14 protein-coding genes are annotated in these 18,013 nt (G+C 72.6%); 11 read left to right on the plus strand and 3 right to left on the minus strand.

What is annotated here, in order from left to right; all coding sequences use genetic code 11:
- The first annotated feature begins 184 nt into the window (after positions 1-184).
- From AB0O07_RS00310 to AB0O07_RS00325, 4 genes are all read left to right on the plus strand, one after another.
- The gene (locus AB0O07_RS00310; RefSeq protein WP_365624468.1) at positions 185-2,179 is read left to right on the plus strand and encodes an ABC transporter ATP-binding protein; all 1,995 of its coding nucleotides are present in this window, start codon (positions 185-187) and stop codon (positions 2,177-2,179) included.
- A 159-nt stretch (positions 2,180-2,338) separates the two neighbouring features.
- The gene (locus tag AB0O07_RS00315) at positions 2,339-3,223 is read left to right on the plus strand and encodes a FadR/GntR family transcriptional regulator (RefSeq protein ID WP_365624471.1); all 885 of its coding nucleotides are present in this window, start codon (positions 2,339-2,341) and stop codon (positions 3,221-3,223) included.
- Positions 3,224-3,563: 340 nt separating this feature from the next.
- A complete protein-coding gene (locus AB0O07_RS00320) occupies positions 3,564-5,108 on the plus strand; it encodes an RNA polymerase sigma factor (protein WP_365624474.1) in 1,545 nt (514 codons plus the stop codon).
- A 225-nt stretch (positions 5,109-5,333) separates the two neighbouring features.
- The gene (locus AB0O07_RS00325; RefSeq protein WP_365624477.1) at positions 5,334-6,185 is read left to right on the plus strand and encodes a serine protease; all 852 of its coding nucleotides are present in this window, start codon (positions 5,334-5,336) and stop codon (positions 6,183-6,185) included.
- 175 nt (positions 6,186-6,360) lie between these two features.
- On the opposite strand, the gene AB0O07_RS00330 is transcribed toward AB0O07_RS00325, so the two are convergent.
- Positions 6,361-6,591: a hypothetical protein gene (locus AB0O07_RS00330; protein WP_114662714.1), complete on the minus strand. Its 231-nt coding sequence runs from the start codon at positions 6,589-6,591 to the stop codon at positions 6,361-6,363.
- 457 nt (positions 6,592-7,048) lie between these two features.
- Between AB0O07_RS00330 and AB0O07_RS00335 the strand changes: the two genes are divergently transcribed.
- From AB0O07_RS00335 to AB0O07_RS00360, 6 genes are all read left to right on the plus strand, one after another.
- On the plus strand, positions 7,049-9,172 hold the full coding sequence (locus AB0O07_RS00335) for a DNA topoisomerase IV subunit B (RefSeq protein ID WP_365624480.1): 2,124 nt from the start codon (positions 7,049-7,051) through the stop codon (positions 9,170-9,172).
- Positions 9,173-9,332: 160 nt separating this feature from the next.
- Positions 9,333-9,866, plus strand: a complete 534-nt coding sequence (locus tag AB0O07_RS00340; protein WP_365624483.1) for a DUF1453 domain-containing protein — start codon at positions 9,333-9,335, stop codon at positions 9,864-9,866.
- A complete protein-coding gene (locus tag AB0O07_RS00345) occupies positions 9,863-11,119 on the plus strand; it encodes a histidine kinase (protein ID WP_365624486.1) in 1,257 nt (418 codons plus the stop codon). Before AB0O07_RS00340 ends, AB0O07_RS00345 begins: the two co-directional genes overlap by 4 nt.
- Positions 11,116-11,793 carry a response regulator transcription factor gene (locus tag AB0O07_RS00350; protein ID WP_365624489.1) on the plus strand — a complete coding sequence of 226 codons (678 nt, stop codon included), beginning with the start codon at positions 11,116-11,118 and terminating at the stop codon, positions 11,791-11,793. The genes AB0O07_RS00345 and AB0O07_RS00350 overlap by 4 nt, the downstream gene beginning before the upstream one ends.
- 97 nt (positions 11,794-11,890) lie before the next feature.
- Positions 11,891-12,346 (plus strand): DUF485 domain-containing protein, encoded by a 456-nt coding sequence (locus tag AB0O07_RS00355; RefSeq protein WP_365624492.1) that lies wholly within the window; start codon positions 11,891-11,893, stop codon positions 12,344-12,346.
- Complete coding sequence (locus AB0O07_RS00360; RefSeq protein ID WP_365624495.1) at positions 12,343-13,941, plus strand: cation acetate symporter; 1,599 nt, start codon at positions 12,343-12,345, stop codon at positions 13,939-13,941. Before AB0O07_RS00355 ends, AB0O07_RS00360 begins: the two co-directional genes overlap by 4 nt.
- 82 nt (positions 13,942-14,023) lie before the next feature.
- On the opposite strand, the gene AB0O07_RS00365 is transcribed toward AB0O07_RS00360, so the two are convergent.
- Together AB0O07_RS00365 and AB0O07_RS00370 are read right to left on the minus strand one after the other, a co-directional pair.
- On the minus strand, positions 14,024-14,701 hold the full coding sequence (locus AB0O07_RS00365; protein ID WP_365624498.1) for a response regulator: 678 nt from the start codon (positions 14,699-14,701) through the stop codon (positions 14,024-14,026).
- Positions 14,698-16,452, minus strand: a complete 1,755-nt coding sequence (locus AB0O07_RS00370; protein ID WP_365624501.1) for a sensor histidine kinase — start codon at positions 16,450-16,452, stop codon at positions 14,698-14,700. The genes AB0O07_RS00365 and AB0O07_RS00370 overlap by 4 nt, the downstream gene beginning before the upstream one ends.
- Before the next feature lie 213 nt (positions 16,453-16,665).
- On the opposite strand from AB0O07_RS00370, the gene AB0O07_RS00375 reads away from it, so the two are divergent.
- Positions 16,666-17,862 carry a CobW family GTP-binding protein gene (locus tag AB0O07_RS00375; RefSeq protein WP_365624504.1) on the plus strand — a complete coding sequence of 399 codons (1,197 nt, stop codon included), beginning with the start codon at positions 16,666-16,668 and terminating at the stop codon, positions 17,860-17,862.
- Positions 17,863-18,013 lie beyond the last annotated feature (151 nt).

The raw sequence follows: 18,013 nt of genomic DNA on the forward strand, positions 1-18,013 counted from the left end.
CCGACGGGGCCATGCCCCGGGGCGCGGCCCCGCCGGGGTGCCGGGCGGGGCCGCGCCGGGGTGCCGGGCGGGGCGACGGGCCGGACTCGAACGGCGGCCCTTGACTGGCAAATCGGACATATCGCGTTATCGTGCTGCGGTACTCACTGCCGTCGGGCGGTCTCACCTCCCCGCGAGAGAAGCGATGCTCCAGGCCATCGGACTGACCAGTGCCCCCCGTCGGGACCTCGCCCCCGCCGTGGACGACCTGACCTTCGAGGCGCGCTCCGGCGCGGTCACCGCGCTGCTCGGCGCGCCCGGGGCGGGCAAGACCACCGCGCTGCGGCTGATGCTCGAACTCGAACCGGGCCGGGGCGTCACCTACTTCCGGGGGCGCCCGCTGCACCGCCTCGCCCACCCGGCCCGCGAGATCGGGGTCCTCCTAGGCGAGGTGCCGGGACACCCCGCGCGCACCGTGCGCGGCCAGCTCGCGCTGGTCTGCGCCGCCGCCGGGGTGCCCGCGGGGCGTGCCGACGAACTCCTCGACGTGGTGGGGCTCGCCCCGCTGCGCGACGAACGGCTCGGCTCGCTCTCGCTCGGCATGGAGCGCAGGCTCGGCCTCGCCGTCGCCCTGCTGGGCGATCCGCACACACTGCTGCTCGACGCGCCGTCCGCCGAACTCTCGCCGCGCGAGAAGAGCTGGCTCCATGGGCTGCTCCGCGCCCATGCCGGACAGGGCGGCACCGTGCTCTACACGACGGACGACCCCAAGGAGGCGGCCCGCGCCTCGGACCGGGTGGTCACCCTCGACGAGGGGCGCCTCGTGGCCGACCAGGACACGGCCTCCTTCGCCCGCACCCGGCTCCGCCCCCGTGTCGCGGTCAGGACCCCGCACGCGGCCCGGCTCGCCGACGCGCTCCACCGTGAGGCCCGCGCCCGCCGGCGCTCCGTCGAGGTGGTCGCCGAGGCGGGCAGCCTGCTCAGCGTCTACGGCAGCAGTTGCCCCGAGATCGGCGAGACCGCCTTCCGGCACGGTGTCCTGGTCCACCAACTGGCCGACGAGATCGGCGACGCGGGCCCCCGCCCGGCCCCCGCCCCGGTAACGCCCTTCTCCTCCTGCCCCGTTCCGGCCCCCGTGCTGGGCGCGCGGACGGGGCCAGGACCTGGTGCCGCACCCGGCGCCGTACCTGTCCCCGCTCCTGGAAACCGCCCCGGCCCGGGCGCCGTTCCCGGCCCCGGCCAGGGGGAGCGTCCCGCGCCCGGTGCCGACGCCGTCATCCCGCCCGCGCCCGGCGCCGGCCGCGGTTCCGTGCCCGGGCCCGCGGTCGCCCCCGACGCCGGTGCCGGGGCGCGGGCCGTGCATCGGGGGCGGGGGCGCCGTACCGGTGAACCTGCCGTGCTTCCCGGAGCCTTGACGGGGCGGCCTGTCCGGGCGCCGTTCTGGCCCGTCCGGTACGAGCTGCGCCGTATGTTCGGGGTCCGTACCGCGCCGTTGATCATGGCGGGCGCGCTGCTCGCCTCCGTCGCCCTCGCCGTTCCCCTCGCCCGTACCGGCGGAACTCCCCTGCCCGGACTGCTCGCCGCCTGGCCCGCGATCCTGCCGCTGCCTCCCGCCGTGCTCGCCGCCGGGCTGCTCGGCGCGCTCTCGTTCGCCGACGAGTACCACCACCCCGTCCTCGGGGGCGCGCGTGGCACCGTACCGCGCCGTCTCGCCCTGCTCCTCGCCAAGCTCGCCGTCACCGCGTCCACCGCCCTGCTCCTCGCCTTCCTCACGGTGTTCGCCGACGGCGCCGCGCTCCGCCTGGTCTACGGCCCCGCCACGGTCCCCGTACCGGAGAACTGGGCCGCCCTGGGCGCCGGTTGGGCCGGGCTCGCGGTGGGCTGCGGCTGGGCGGGGCTGCTCGCCGCCGGGGTGTTCCGGATCGCGATCGCGGGGATGGCCGCGGTCGTCGCCGTGCCCACCCTGGTCGTCCCGCTGATCCGGCAGGTGTCCGCCGGGCCCGTCGCACGCTCGGCCGCCGGACTCCCGGCCCGCCTGCGCGAGCTGGCCTGGCCGCTCTGGCCGCAGGGGGCCGACCGGTGGCTGGCGGGGGCGTTGGGGTTCGCCGCCCAGCCGGTCGCGGCGGCGCTCGCCCTCTCCCTGTCGGCCCTGCTCTGCGCGTATCTGCTCACCGGCCTTCGCCGCAGGGCTCGTTGGTGACCGGATGCGACCGGAGAGTTTCGTACCGGCCGTAACTCCCCTGATGCAGCGCGCTTCTTTCCGATAAAGCGTCAATCGAGGGCAGGGCGCCGATCACCCTTTCGTGTGCTTTTCACCAAAGACCTCAAGGCGCGCGGAGGCAACGCCGACAAAGGATGCGTGAGTACCCTTGCGCACACCATGATGACCGCCGCCCGCTCCGCCGAGTCAGGCCTCGCCGAGCCGGGTGAACTCGACCGCTACCCCTTCGCGGAGGCGCCCGCCGCCGACCGCGTGGCCGCACCCGTCTGGGACGGCGCCGACACCGACCTGGGCCGGGTGGGACGCCGCACGACGAGCAGCCGGGGCCGCGGGCTCCACGGCCAACTCGTCCAGCAGCTCGGCCAGATGATCGTCTCCGGCGACCTGGGCGCCGACCGCCCGCTCGTTCCCGAGGAGATCGGGCAGCGCTTCGAGGTCTCCCGCACGGTGGTGCGGGAGTCGCTGCGCGTCCTTGAGGCGAAGGGGCTCGTGAGCGCCCGGCCCAATGTCGGTACCCGGGTCCGGCCGGTCAGCGACTGGAATCTGCTCGACCCCGACATCATCGAATGGCGCGCCTTCGGACCCCAGCGCGACGACCAGCGCCGGGAGCTGACCGAGCTGCGCTGGACGATCGAACCCCTCGCCGCGCGGCTGGCGGCCGGACACGGCCGGGCCGATGTGCAGCAGCGCCTCACCGACATGGTCGGGATCATGGGCCACTCCCTCGCCCAGGGCGACGCCATCACCTTCGCCCGGGCCGACGCCGAATACCACTCCCTGCTGATCCAGCTCGCCGGCAACCGGATGCTGGAGCATCTCTCCGGCATCGTCAGCGCCGCGCTCCAGGTCTCCGGCGGCCCGGTCACCGGCTGTGACCGCCCGACCGAGGCCTCGCTCGACCACCACGCCCGGATCGCCGACGCCCTCGCGTCCGGGGACGGCCACGCCGCTGAGGCGGCCATGCGTCAACTTCTCACCGTCCAGACCGATGCGGGTGTCGTACCCGGGCCGCGCGAGCACTGAGCGCACGCCGAGGCCAGGACGTAAGGGGAGGTACGCGTCGGGTTCGCCGGACCCGCAGGTGTCCGGCGACGCGGCGGTGGGGTGGTGAATCCCGCTTCTGGCCGCTTTGCCGTGAATGGGGTGTGACTCGGGCCACGCGGAATGGGCGTAACACTCCTGGAGGCAGGGCGATGACCTAAGAGGTGACAGCCGAGGAGGGAATACCGCCGCCGCTCAGGGCGCTGTATTCACCTCTGAGGCCCAGCCCGCGACGTCGGCACATCCCCAGCCGACGGTCGTCGGCTCCGGCCCGATCCTGGGCGGAGCCGGAAGCCGTTTCCATCGTTCCGAGAGGTTGTTCGTGTCGGCCAGCACATCCCGTACGCTCCCGCCGGAGATCGCCGATTCCGAGTCTGTGATGGCGCTCATCGAGCGGGGAAAGGCTGATGGGCAGATCGCCGGCGATGACGTGCGTCGCGCCTTCGAGGCCGACCAGATTCCGCCAACCCAGTGGAAGAATGTTCTGCGCAGCCTCAACCAGATCCTGGAGGAAGAGGGTGTGACGCTGATGGTCAGTGCCGCGGAGTCGCCCAAGCGCACCCGCAAGAGCGTCGCAGCGAAGAGCCCGGTCAAGCGCACCGCCACCAAGACCGTCGCGGCCAAGACGACCGTGACCAAGACCGTCGCGGCCACCGCCGCCCCGACGGCGGAGAGCGTCGTCGCCACCGGCGAGGCGACCGCCCCCGCCAAGAAGGCGGCTGCCAAGAAGACCGTCGCCAAGAAGGCGGCCGTCAAGAAGACCGCCGCCAAGAAGGCGACGGCGAAGAAGGCCACGAGCAAGAAGGACGCCGACGACGCCGTCGTGGGCGAGGAGCCGACCGAGGAGCTCCAGGCCGGCAAGGTCGAGGAAGAGGAGCCCGAAGGCGAGAACAAGGGCTTCGTCCTCTCCGACGACGACGAGGACGACGCGCCCGCGCAGCAGGTCGCCGTCGCCGGGGCCACCGCGGACCCCGTCAAGGACTACCTGAAGCAGATCGGCAAGGTCCCGCTCCTCAACGCGGAGCAGGAGGTCGAACTCGCCAAGCGGATCGAGGCCGGTCTCTTCGCCGAGGACAAGCTGGCCAACTCCGACAAGCTCGCGCCCAAGCTCAAACGCGAGCTGGAGATCATCGCCGAGGACGGCCGCCGCGCCAAGAACCATCTGCTGGAGGCCAACCTCCGGCTGGTCGTCTCGCTGGCCAAGCGGTACACCGGCCGCGGCATGCTCTTCCTGGACCTGATCCAGGAGGGCAACCTCGGTCTGATCCGCGCGGTCGAGAAGTTCGACTACACCAAGGGCTACAAGTTCTCCACGTACGCCACCTGGTGGATCCGGCAGGCGATCACCCGCGCCATGGCCGACCAGGCCCGCACCATCCGTATCCCGGTGCACATGGTCGAGGTCATCAACAAGCTCGCGCGTGTCCAGCGCCAGATGCTCCAGGACCTGGGCCGCGAGCCCACCCCGGAGGAGCTGGCCAAGGAGCTCGACATGACCCCCGAGAAGGTCATCGAGGTCCAGAAGTACGGCCGCGAGCCGATCTCCCTGCACACGCCGCTGGGCGAGGACGGCGACAGCGAGTTCGGTGACCTCATCGAGGACTCCGAGGCGGTCGTCCCGGCCGACGCCGTGAGCTTCACGCTCCTCCAGGAGCAGCTCCACTCGGTGCTCGACACGCTCTCGGAGCGCGAGGCGGGCGTGGTCTCCATGCGCTTCGGGCTCACCGACGGCCAGCCCAAGACGCTGGACGAGATCGGCAAGGTCTACGGGGTGACGCGTGAGCGCATCCGGCAGATCGAGTCCAAGACGATGTCGAAGCTCCGCCACCCGTCCCGGTCGCAGGTGCTGCGCGACTACCTCGACTAGCGGGGCCCAGGGCGACCGCCCCGACGGGGGCGACCGCCTTCACCCGACCGCCTTCACCAGGGCGATCTGATCGCGTCCCCCGCTCGCAAGGGGGCGCGCGAAGCGTGTACGAAGACCCGGATGCCACCCAGGCTCCGGGTCTTCGCGCTGTGCGCGGGGGTGCGGGACCCGTCCGGGTGACTGACTCTGGGTAGATCATGGATCATCGGAGAGTCAGGAGCCCGTATGCGCCGTTCCCTTGCCCGTGTGCTGACCGGCGGTCTGGCCGTGCTCGTCGCGGGGGCCCTGCCGCCCCTCGGCCCGCCCGCGCCCGCCGTCGCGGACAGTGTGATCATCGGCGGGCAGCAGGTCAGGGCGGAGGACAGCCCCTGGGTCGTCGCGCTCTCCAGCCGTGACCGGTTCGGGGGTACGCGGGCGGGTCAGTTCTGCGGGGGTGTGGTGGTGGCGCCGACGAAAGTGCTGACCGCGGCCCACTGCATGGGCCGGGACGTGCTCGGCTCGGCCCCGGAGAAGGTGGGCGACCTGAAGGTGATCGCCGGGCGGGCGCGGCTGCGCGGCTCGGGCGGCCAGGAGGTGCCCGTACGGTCCGTGCTGGTCGACCCGGCGTACGACCCGGGGACGAACGCGGCGGACCTCGCGGTGCTCACCCTCTCCCGGGCGCTGCCCGCCTCGTACGCGATCCGGGTCGCGGAGCCGCGTGATCCCGCCACGGAGCCGGGTACGGCCGCGGCGGTCTATGGCTGGGGCGACACCACAGGGGGCGGGGAGTACGCGTCCGCGCTCCGCTCGGCGGCTGTGACGGTCCTGCCGGACGGGGAGTGCGCACGGGCCTATCCGGGCGCCTCAGGCGGCCAGGGAGGGCGTTATGACGCCACGACGATGCTCTGCGCCGGAGACCGGTCGGGCGGCCACGACGCCTGCCAGGGCGACAGCGGCGGGCCGCTGGTGGCCCAGGGGCGGCTGATCGGGCTGGTCTCGTGGGGCAGCGGCTGCGGGCGGGCGGGGAGCCCAGGGGTCTACACCCGGGTCAGTACGGAGGTGGAGCCGGTCGCCGACGCCGTCGCGGGGCGCGGCTGACGGACGGGAGCGGCTCACCCGCGGGACGCGTCGGGGCCGTACGTCCGGACCGTACGGAATCGGCCACGCGGACATGGCCGCACGTGAGCGGACGGCCACCCCGCGCTCTCGCGGGATGGCCGTCCGGCGGCCGGTCAGCAGGCCGGCCCTGGGCTCGTCGTGTGGATGCGAGGTGTCAGCGTTCCTCTTCACCACCGCCGGCCGGGACGGCCGTCAGTCGGTCGGTCTCATCCTGTATTTCCGCGGCGATCTTCTTGAGTTCCGGCTCGAACTTGCGCCCGTGGTGGGCGCAGAAGAGCAGTTCACCACCGCTGGACAGGAGGACGCGCAGGTAGGCCTGGGCGCCGCAGCGGTCGCAGCGGTCAGCGGCCGTCAGGGGGCTCGCGGGGGTCAGAACAGTAGTCACGTCGCCTCTTCTCTAGCTCGACGAGCTGTCGTACCAGGGTCAACATCCAACCAGGCCGAAAACGTTCCCGCTCGCGGCTTTTCCTCGAAACTTTCTTCCGCGGTGGCTGGTTGCTGGCGGTTGGCGGCGAATGGGCCGTATTGCTCGCTTGGCTTCGCACTACGGGTTTCGCGTTGCTTGCAGATGGTGGTCAGGGTGGGTGTCCTGCCCGGCCGGCTTGCCGGTTGTTGATGAGGACGTGCCCGGAGCCTAAATGGTTCATGCCTGGAAGGGAACGTGATGTGTGCTTCACTCCCGCGAAGGTTCGAACGTGTATGCGACCGTGGGTTAGCATCGGGAATTCGCGAGGGTGGCGTGACAACGGCTCTACCAGGCGTCTGTACCCTCTGTCCGGTGAAAGACGCCGGGCCTTTACCCCACGGGGCCACATCTCAAATTCAGCGAGGAGCGAACCCGCGTGACCGCCGATACGTCCGTGCCGTCCACAGCGCTGCTGACCGCAGACCGTGACGGTTCCAACTACACCGCGCGGCACCTGCTCGTCCTTGAAGGACTCGAAGCGGTACGCAAGCGCCCCGGAATGTACATCGGGTCGACGGACAGCCGCGGCCTCATGCACTGCCTCTGGGAAATCATCGACAACTCCGTCGACGAGGCCCTGGGCGGGTACTGTGACCGGATCGAGGTGATCCTCCACGAGGACGGTTCGGTCGAGGTCAAGGACAACGGCCGCGGCATCCCCGTCGACGTCGAGCCCAAGACGGGGCTCTCCGGCGTCGAGGTCGTGATGACCAAGCTGCACGCGGGCGGGAAGTTCGGCGGCGGCTCGTACGCCGCCTCGGGCGGTCTGCACGGCGTGGGCGCCTCCGTGGTCAACGCGCTCTCCGCCCGGCTCGATGTCGAGGTCGACCGCAACAGCTCCACGCACGCGATCAGCTTCCGGCGCGGCGTCCCCGGGATGTTCACCGAGCAGGGCCCCGACAGCCCCTTCGACCCCGCGAACGGGCTGCGCAAGGCGAAGCGGGTGCCCAAGACCCGTACCGGCACGCGCGTACGGTACTGGGCCGACCGGCAGATCTTCCTCAAGGACGCCAGGCTCTCCCTGGAGACCCTGCACCAGCGTGCCCGCCAGACCGCCTTCCTCGTCCCCGGGCTGACGATCGTCGTACGGGACGAGCGCGGCCTCGGCGAGGAGGGGGCCGGGCCGGTCGAGGACGTCTTCCGCTTCGACGGCGGGATCAGCGAGTTCTGCGAGTACCTGGCGCAGGACAAGGCCGTCTGCGACGTGCTGCGCCTCACCGGGCAGGGCACGTTCAAGGAGACCGTGCCGGTCCTGGACGACCGGGGCCATATGACCCCCACCGAGGTCACCCGCGAGCTGGGCGTGGATGTCGCGCTGCGCTGGGGCACCGGGTACGACACGACCGTCCGGTCGTTCGTCAACATCATCGCCACCCCCAAGGGTGGTACCCATGTGAGCGGATTCGAGCGTTCTCTGACCAAGACGGTCAACGAGGTGCTGCGCTCGGCCAAGCTGCTGCGCGTCGCCGAGGACGACATCGTCAAGGACGACGCCCTCGAAGGGCTCACCGCCGTGGTCACGGTGCGGCTCGCCGAGCCGCAGTTCGAGGGCCAGACCAAGGAGGTCCTGGGCACCTCGGCGGCCAACCGGATCGTCGCCAACGTCGTCGCCAAGGAGCTGAAGGAGTTCCTGACGTCGACGAAGCGCGACGCGAAGGCGCAGGCCCGCGCCGTACTGGAGAAGGCGGTCGCCGCCGCCCGCACCCGGATCGCGGCCCGCCAGCACAAGGACGCCCAGCGCAGGAAGACCGCGCTGGAGTCCTCGTCGCTGCCGGCGAAGCTGGCCGACTGCCGCAGCGACGACGTGGACCGCAGCGAACTCTTCATCGTGGAAGGCGACTCCGCGCTCGGCACCGCGAAGCTCGCCAGGAACAGCGAGTTCCAGGCGCTGCTCCCGATCCGCGGCAAGATCCTCAATGTCCAGAAGGCCTCGGTCACGGACATGCTGAAGAACGCCGAGTGCGGGGCGATCATCCAGGTCATAGGGGCGGGATCGGGCCGTACCTTCGACATCGACGCGGCCCGCTACGGCAAGATCGTGCTGCTCGTCGACGCCGATGTGGACGGCGCGCACATCCGTATCCTGCTGCTCACGCTCTTCCAGCGGTACATGCGCCCGATGGTGGAGGCGGGCCGTGTCTACGCCGCCGTACCGCCGCTGCACCGGATCGAGCTGGTCCAGCCGAAGAAGGGCCAGGACAAGTACGTCTACACCTACTCGGACAGCGAGCTGCGCCGGACGCTGCTGGAGTTCCAGCGCAAGAACATCCGCTTCAAGGACTCCATCCAGCGCTACAAGGGCCTCGGCGAGATGGACGCCGACCAGCTCGCGGAGACGACGATGGATCCGCGCCACCGCACTCTCCGGCGTATCAACATCGGGGACCTGGACTCGGCGGAGCAGGTCTTCGATCTTCTGATGGGCAACGAGGTGGCGCCCCGCAAGGAGTTCATCACCAGCTCGGCGGCGACCCTGGACCGCTCGCGCATCGACGCCTGAGCGGACCCGGAGCCGCTGCGGAAGCGGCCTTCGAAAACGGCCTCCACCCACGGGTGGAGGCCGTTTTTCCACCCGCGATCAACCCCTGAGCCGATGCTCTGACCTGGGCCTTCTCCGTAATGTCGGGGGCGTTGAAAGTTCTTCGTCCCCGGAGGTCCTTATGTCGTCGTTGCTCGATGTGCTGGTGATCGCCGCCGTGATCGTGCTGGTGGTGGCGCGCCAGGTCAGGCCCCAGCGGATCGGGGGCGACGGGCGCCGCTGGTTCGTGCTCCCCGTCGTGCTGGGCGCTGTCGCGCTGCGGCAGCCCGGGCTGCTCGGCACCTCCGACCGGGCGCTGTCGCTGACGCTGCTCTGCGTCGAACTGCTGGTGGGCGTGGTGATGGGGGCCGGCTGGGCCTGGACCAGCCGGATATGGACGGAGCCGGACGGCTCGGTGTGGTCGAAGGGCACCAGGGCCACGGTCTTCGTCTGGATCGGGGGCATCGCGATACGCCTCGGGCTGATGGGCGGTGGCGCGCTGCTCGGCGTCCACCAGGGCAGCGGTGCGCTGATGCTCGGGCTCGCGGCCTCCCTGCTGGTCCGCGGGGGCGTCCTGACCATGCGGGCCAGCACCGGGAGCGACGGGGCGTCGTACGGGCGGGGTTCGTCGTACGGTGGCGACGGGGCCTCCGCGCCCGGAAAGGAGCGCGTGTGACGACCGACGCCTGGACGACCTGGCCCTCACGGGAGGCGCTCGCCCGCGAGGTCCTCATGGGGTCCCGCCGGTGGCTGGCGCGCGCCGTCCGCGCGCTGGTGCTGGTCGCGGTCCTCTGGTCCACCTTCAGCCAGCGCCACGCCACCGGGTGGAAGGCGGCCGCCGTCGTGGCCGGGCTGATCGCCATAGGGTTCACCGCCTGGGGCTTCTTCCGCACCACCCTGTGCCACGCCCTGTGGCCGTCCCTCGGGCTGATGGTCCTGCTGATGGGGGAGGCGTACGGGCTGGGGCAGGGCGGGTTCCGGGTCGCGGCGACCGTGCTCTGGTGCGCCTGTGTCGTCATCTCCATCGAGCGGCTGCCGCTCGCCGTGGCCGCGCCCATGGTGCTGGCGGCGCTCACCGGGTACGCCTCGTTCCAGGGCGACGGCTGGCTGAACGTGGCGATCACCGGGATCGGGCTGACGCTCGGCGGCTTTGTGCTGCGGCTTGAGGCGGAGTCCCGGGGCACCACTCAGCGGCTCCTCGTGCAGGAGCGCGCCGCGCGGAAGGCGGAGGCGGAGTCCGCGGCGCTCGCGGAGCGGGCCAGGATCGCCCGGGAGATACACGATGTCCTGGCGCACAGCCTCTCCGCGCAGCTCGTGCACCTGGAGGCGGCGCGGCTCCGGATAGAGCAGGAGCCGCCGGGGCCGTTCCGGGACCAGATACTGGAGCGGGTCGTCGCCTCCCGGTCCATGGCGCGCGAGGGGCTGGCCGAGACCCGGCAGGCGCTCTCGGCGCTGCGGGGCGAGATGGTGCCCCTCGGTGACCATCTCCGGGAGCTGGCCGCGCTGGACGGGGCGGAGGTCGAGGTGGCGGGGGAGGTCCGGCCGCTGCGGGCCGAGGCGTCGCAGGCGGTGCGCCGGGTCGCGCAGGAGGCGCTCACCAACGTACGCAAGCACGCGCCCGGCGCGCGGGTGCGGATCCTGCTGACGTACGGCGCGGACGAAGTGAGCCTGGAGGTACGGGACTCCGGGGCCCGGGACGGGGCGGCGGGGGCGCTGGTGGGGGCCGGGGGCGGGTACGGTCTGCTGGGGATGCGGGAGCGGGCCGAACTGCTCGGCGGCACCCTGGAGGCGGGGCCGGCGGGGGAGGGGCCCGCGGGGGAGCGACCGGTGGGTGACGGGGCGGTGGAGGACGGGGTGGATGGCGTGGTCGGCGGGGACGGTCGTTCCGGGGAGAAGGGGTTCAGTGTGCGCTTGCGGGTGCCCGCATGACGGCCCGGGTGATCGTGGCCGACGACCAGTCCGTGGTGCGCGAGGGCATCGTCATGCTGCTCGGACTGCTGCCGGGGATCGAGGTGGTGGGGGCCGCGCGGGACGGTGAGGAGGCGGTCGCCCTGGTCGCCGAACTCGCCCCCGATGTCGTCCTGATGGACCTGCGGATGCCGCGCTGCGACGGAGTGGAGGCCACCCGTCGGATCCGGGCCGAGCACCCCGGTACCCAGGTCGTCGTGCTCACCACCTTCGCGGACGACGACTCGCTGTTCGCCGCGCTCCAGGCCGGGGCACGCGGCTATCTCACCAAGGACGCGGGCGGAGAGGAGATCGTCAAGGCCGTCGACGATGTGCTGGCGGGACAGGCCGGACTCGCCCCATCGGTCCAGCGCAGGCTGCTCGACCGGCTCACCGCCCCGCCCGCGGCGCCCGTCGCGAGGGCCCCCGAGGAGCTGCCCGACGGGCTCACCGCGCGGGAGGCCGAGGTGCTCACCCTGGTCGCCGAGGGTCTCTCCAACAAGGAGATCGCGGAGCGGCTGCACATCGGGGCCGCCACGGTGAAGACCCATATCAACAACCTCTTCGCCAAGACCGGGGCACGCGACCGGGCCCAGGCGGTGCGGTACGCCTATCAGCACGGGCTCACCCCGCCACCCGGGACGAACATCACCTGAAGGGGTGAAAACAGGGGAGACGGGCGGGTGGGCCGCCGGGCTCCGACCATCCTTGCTAGGCGCGCCGAAACGGTTCGCTGACAAGGAGAGTTGACCGGTGGAGAAGCAGGAAGAGCGGGACGCCCCGGGCGCCCGGCTCGACGACCCGTGGTACGACGCGCTGGCCTCGGACTGGGGCGATCCGGAGGGAATGGGGACGGGAGCGGGGGTGGGGACGGCGGCGGGGCTTCCTGCCGCCGACATCTACCGGGAGGTCCAGCGCAGCGCCGCCTTCCGCGAAGTGCGGGGGCGGTACCGGAGGTTCGTCGTCCCGGCCACGCTCGCCTTCCTCCTCTGGTACGTCGCCTACGTCGTCGCCGCGACCGCCGCACCCGGGCTCATGGCCCGCCCGGTGGTGGGCGCGGTGAATGTGGCGCTGGCCGCCGGGCTCGGGCAGTTCCTCTCGACCTTCCTGCTGACCTGGGCGTACACCCGGCACGCCCGGCTCTACCGGGACCGCGCGGCGCTGGAGTTGCGCTGGGCCGTCCTCGACCGGCAGCGGAGCGGGCGATGAGGGGCGATCACCAGACGCTGGCGCTGGTGCTCTTCAGCGCGTTCGTCGCGGTCACCCTCGCCATCACCACCTGGGTGAGCCGCCACCGGCACGGCACCGCCGAGGAGTTCTACGCCGGCGGGCGGCTCTTCTCGCCGATGGAGAACGGGTTCGCGATAGCCGGGGACTACATGTCCGCCGCCTCCTTCCTCGGCATCTCCGGCCTGATAGCCCTCTTCGGCTACGACGGCATGCTCTACTCGGTCGGCTTCCTCGTCGCCTGGCTGGTCGTGCTCTTCCTCGTCGCCGAACTCGTCCGTAACTGCGGCCGGTTCACCCTCGCCGACGTCGTCGCCTCCCGGATGGCGGAGCGGCCCGTAAGGCTCGCCGCCGGCACCTCCTCCGTCACCGTCTCCGTGCTCTACCTCGTGGCCCAGATGGTCGGCGCGGGGAGCCTGGTGGCGCTGCTCCTCGGCGGGACCAGCGGCGCCGCCCGCACCGGGACCGTGGTCGGCGTCGGCGCCCTGATGATCATCTATGTCTCGCTCGGCGGGATGCGCGCCACGACCTGGATCCAGATCGTCAAGGCGGTCCTGCTGATGGCCGGGGCGCTCGCGCTCACCGTGCTGGTCCTGGTCCGTTTCCACGGCGACCTCAACGCGCTGCTCGACACGGCCGCCGAACGCAGCGGCCACGGCCGGGACTTCCTCGTCCCCGGGCTGAAATACGGCGGCGACTGGACGGCCCGCCTCGACTTCATCAGCCTCGGGCTCGCCCTCGTCCTCGGCACGGCCGGGCTGCCGCACATCCTCTCCCGCTTCTACACGGTGCCCACCGCGCGCGCCGCCCGCCGCTCCGTCGTCTGGTCCATCGGCCTCATCGGCTGCTTCTACCTGATGACCATCGTGCTCGGCTTCGGCGCGGCGGCCCTCCTCGGCTCCGACGCCGTCCGCGCCTCGAACCCGGCCGGGAACGACGCGGTGCCACTGCTCGCCCTCGCGCTCGGCGGCGGGGCCGGTTCGACCGGCGGCACGGTGCTCTTCGCCGTGGTCGCCGCCATCGCCTTCGCCACCATCCTCGCCGTCGTCGCCGGGATCACGCTCGCCTCCTCCGCCTCCGTCGCCCACGACCTGTACGCCTCGCTGCGGCGCCGGGGCCGTGCCACCACCCCGCGCGGCGAGGTCGCGGTGGCCAGGGCCGCCACGGTCGGGATCGGCGCCGTCGCCATCGGGCTCAGCCTGCTCGCCCGGGAGCTCAACGTCGCCTTCCTGGTGGGGCTGGCCTTCGCGGTCGCCGCCTCCGCCAACCTGCCGGTGCTGCTCTACTCGCTGTTCTGGCGGAACTTCACCACCCGCGGCGCCGTCTGGTCCGTCTACGGCGGGCTGGTCCCGGCGCTCCTGCTGGTGGTGGTCTCGCCGGTGGTCTCGGGGAGCCCGGACGCCCTCTTCCCCGGCGTCGACTTCCATGTCTTCCCGCTGGAGAACCCGGGGCTGGTCTCGATCCCGCTGGGCTTTCTCGCCGGATGGATCGGAACGGTCACCTCCGCCGAGCCACCGGACGCGGCCCGCCACGCGGAGACCGAGGTCAGGTCGCTGACCGGCGCGGGAGCCGTTTGACGGGAGCCCTCTGACAGGAGCCCTCTGACAGGGGCGACAGGAGTCGGCCGACGGGTGCCGGCCGACGGGAGCCGGCCGGGTCTCAGGGGTTCGCGGCCCAGGCGTAGCGGTGTTCCGGGCGGCCCGTCTCGCCGTACCGCAAGGTCAGCCGGGCCCGGCCGGACCGTTCCAGGAGCTTCAGATACCGCTGCGCGGTCTGCCGGCTCATCCCCGCCTGGACCGCGATCTCCTGTGCGGAGAGCGGTTCCCGCGCCTTCATCAGCACCTGGCGTATCACCTCGGCGGTCGCCGCGGAGTGGCCCTTGGGGAGCGCGGGGGCGGCCGCCGCCGAGAGCGCCCCGAACATCCGGTCCACCTCCGCCTGCTCCGCCTCCCCGCCGCGCTCCACGGTGCGGCGGAGCCGCGCGTACGCCTCCAGCTTGGTCCGCATCCCGGCGAAGGTGAACGGTTTGACCAGGTACTGGAGCGCGCCGTGCCGCATCGCCGCCTGCACGGTGGCGACATCGCGCGCGGCGGTCACCATGATCACATCGGTCTGGTGGCCGAGTCTGCGCAGCTCCTGGACGACGGCGAGCCCGGTCCCGTCCGGCAGGCACTGGTCGAGCAGGATCAGATCGACGGAGCGCTCGGAGACACCGGCGAGCGCGCCGGCGGCCGAGTGCGCCTGGGCGACGACCCGGAAGCCGGCCACCTTGGCCACATAGGCCGTGTGGACGCGCGCGACGCGGACATCGTCGTCCACGACCAGAACATCGATCAACGTCTTCTCTCCCCTGAGATGACCCCCGCGGCGGCCTCCGTGGCCCGCCCCTGTGACGCGGTGGACGCCGGATCGGGTCCCCCCGCCCGGCCCTCCCCGCCTTCCTCGCCCGTCCCCGCCTCGGTCAGCGCCTCCGGGAGGACGACGGTGAACGCGGCGCCGCCGCCCGCCGCCGTCTCCACCCGTACGCTGCCGCCCTGCCGCTCCGCCAGCCTGCGGACCAGGGCGAGCCCCAGCCCGCGCCGGCCGTGCGCCGGGGGCTCCTTGGTCGACCAGCCCTCCGTGAAGACCAGTTCGCGCCGCTCGTCCGGGACGCCGGGGCCGCCGTCCGAGACCACCGCCACGACCGCCCGGCCCTCCGCGCGCAGCTCCACCTCGACGCGGGGCTCCGTGGCGGCCGGACCCGCCGCAGCGTCGAGCGCGTTGTCGACCAGATTGCCCACGATCGTCACCAGCCCCTGCGGGTCGACCAGCCGGTCGGGCAGCCGGGTCGCGGGCGCCAGCCGCAGCGAGACCCCGCGCTCGGCGGCGACCGTCGCCTTGCCGACCAGCAGGGCCGCCGGGAGCGGGTCGTGGATCCGCTCGGTGATCTGCTCGGCGGTGGCCCGGTGCACCCCGGCCACCTCGGTGACGAACTCCGCCGCCTCCTCGTACAGCCCCAGTTCCAGCAGGCCGAGCAGGGTGTGCATCCGGTTGGCGTGCTCGTGGTCCTGGGCGCGCAGCGCGTCGATCAGCCCCCGGGTGGCGTCCAGCTCCCGGCCGAGCCGCTCCAGTTCGGTGCGGTCGCGCAGGGTGACCACCGCGCCGCCGTCCTCGGTCTCCATCCGGTTGGCGACCAGGACGCGGCTGCCCCGTACCGCGAGCAGGTCCTCGCCCCGTACCCGCCCGGAGAGCACCTCGGTGGTCCGGCCCTCGCCCAGCACCTCGGCGAGCGGCCGGCCCGTCGCGTCGGGGGCGAGCCCCAGCAGCCGCTGGGCCTCGTCGTTCATCAGCCGTACGCGCCCGGAGCCGTCCAGCGCGACGACCCCCTCACGGAGGCTGTGCAGCATGGCCTCGCGCTCGGTGAGCAGCGCCGAGATATCGGAGAAGGCCAGGTCATGGGTTTGCCGCTGGAGGCGGCGGGAGATCAGATACGCGGCGAGCGCCCCGGCCGCCAGCGCGCCGCCCGCGTAGCCGAGGAACCCGGGGATGGCGGCGAGGAACCGGTCGCGCACACCCTCGTACGCGATCCCGACCGAGACGGCGCCGACGACCGTGCCGCCGCCGTCGCGCAGCGGGACCTTGCCCCGGGCCGAGCGGCCGAGCGTACCGCTGTCCACCTCCATGACCTCATGGCCCGCGAGGGCGTCGCCGGGGTCGGTGGAGACGACCCGGCCGATCTTCTCGGGGTCGGTGTGCGACCAGCGCACCCCGCGCCGGTCCATCACCACCACATACTCCGCGCCGGTGGCCCGCCGGATCCGCTCGGCCTCGGCCTGGACGGGGCCGTCCGCGGCGGGCCGGGTGGCGAGCACCTGCTCGGCCACGGGTACGGAGGCGGTGGTCTCGGCGATGGCGAGCGCGCGGCGCATCGCCTGGGCGTCCAACTCGGCGCTGAAGGGGGCCAGGAAGAGGCCGGTGGCCAGTACGGTGACGCCCGCGGCCATGGCGAGCTGCGTCAGCAGCACCTGGGAGTAGACCCGGCGCGGCCGGCCGAATCGGAGCAGGCCGGATCGCCGTCGTCCGCCCGCGGTGTTCGGTCCGGCGCTCATGCAAAGGAACGGTAGAGGGCGGGGCGTACTTTCTGAAAATTCGCCCGGATTCGGTACGGGATCCGGGCGGCTGGTTTCGGCACCGGGGGGAGGCGGCCGGAGGCCCGGCGGCGGGCCGGCGGGGCGCCCCTATCCTGGGGTTTCGGAGCGGGCAGGGCGGCGGGCGGAGAGCGGGAGCGTCCGCCCCGACGTGGGTGACGGAGGCACGGACGCGTGAGCGCGAGCGGGAAGCAGATCCCGGTGGTCGTACTGGCAGGCTTTCTGGGATCGGGGAAGACGACCCTGCTCAACCATCTGCTGCGGCGGCGCGCCGGGAACCGGATCGCGGTGATCGTCAACGACTTCGGGGCCATCGAGATCGACGCGATGACGGTGGCGGGGCAGGTCGGCTCGACGGTCTCGCTCGGCGACGGCTGTCTCTGCTGCGCCGTCGACGCGAGCGAACTCGACGGCTATCTGGCGACGCTGACCCGCCCGTCGGCCCGGATCGACCTGATCGTCATCGAGGCGAGCGGTCTGGCCGAGCCGCAGGAGCTCGTCCGGATGATCCTGGCCGGGGAGAACCCGTACACGGTGTACGGGGGGCTGGTCGAGGTGGTGGACGCGGCCGAGTTCGACGCCACCCGGGAGCGCCATCCGGAGATCGACCGCCATCTCGCCATCGCCGACCTCGTGGTCCTGAACAAGACGGACCGGGCGGCGGAGGCGGAGCGCGCGCGGATCCTGGACACCCTGGAGGAGTTGAGCCCCGGGACACCGGTGGTCCGCACGGCGTACGGACGGATCGACCCGGAGCTGCTCTTCGACCGCGCGGTCCGGCCCCCGGAGGAGGAGCGGGTCCGCCAGCTCTCCTTCGAGGACCTGTACGCGGAGCCGGCGGAGGGGCACTCGGGGCACGCGGGGCACTCCGCCGGAGACGAGGAGCACGCGGGGCACGCGGGGCACGCGGGGCATCTCCATGCCGCGTACGAGAGCGTGTCGTTCACGGGGGCCGCGCCGCTCCGTCCGCGCCGGCTGATGGCGTTCCTGGACTCGCGGCCCGCCGGGCTCTACCGGATCAAGGGGTACGTGGACTTCGGCGCGGCGGATCCGGACCACCGGTACGCGGTGCACGCGGTCGGCCGCTTCCTCCGCTTCCGGCCGGAGCCCTGGCCCCGTGGCGCGGAACGCCTCACCCAGCTCGTGCTGATCGGCTCCGGCATCGACGGGGACGCGCTGCTGAAGGAGGTGACCGGGTGCCAGGAGACCGGGGCCGAGGCGGCGGCCGGGGTCACCGAGGCGGACCGGCGCGACATGTGGGGCGTCCTCAGGTACGTACCGGACCCGTCCGGCGCCGAAGAACCGGCCGCCACCTCCGACCCCGCTGACCAGTCGTACGACCCGTACGACCCGGGTGCGCCGGGCGCGTGATCCACGGGTGACAGCGGTTCCGGAGGCGATGGTACGGCCGTACTCCTGAGACGGCGTACGCCCGTCCCACCCCTACCACCGCACACGCCGACGCGGGCGCTCGTACCGTACGAACGCCCGCGCCGTCAGCCCGTCGGCCCCGCCGGCCGTG

This window comes from Streptomyces sp. NPDC093085 (assembly GCF_040683935.1).
GTDB lineage: Bacteria > Actinomycetota > Actinomycetes > Streptomycetales > Streptomycetaceae > Streptomyces.

Bases quoted from the DNA above. Each gene is read 5' to 3' on its own strand.
- AB0O07_RS00310 (WP_365624468.1), top strand. From the start codon at position 185: ATGCTCCAGGCCATCGGACTGACCAGTGCCCCCCGTCGGGACCTCGCC.
- AB0O07_RS00325 (WP_365624477.1), top strand. From the start codon at position 5,334: ATGCGCCGTTCCCTTGCCCGTGTGCTGACCGGCGGTCTGGCCGTGCTC.
- AB0O07_RS00340 (WP_365624483.1), top strand. From the start codon at position 9,333: ATGTCGTCGTTGCTCGATGTGCTGGTGATCGCCGCCGTGATCGTGCTG.
- AB0O07_RS00350 (WP_365624489.1), top strand. From the start codon at position 11,116: ATGACGGCCCGGGTGATCGTGGCCGACGACCAGTCCGTGGTGCGCGAG.
- AB0O07_RS00360 (WP_365624495.1), top strand. From the start codon at position 12,343: ATGAGGGGCGATCACCAGACGCTGGCGCTGGTGCTCTTCAGCGCGTTC.
- AB0O07_RS00370 (WP_365624501.1), bottom strand. From the start codon at position 16,452: ATGAGCGCCGGACCGAACACCGCGGGCGGACGACGGCGATCCGGCCTG.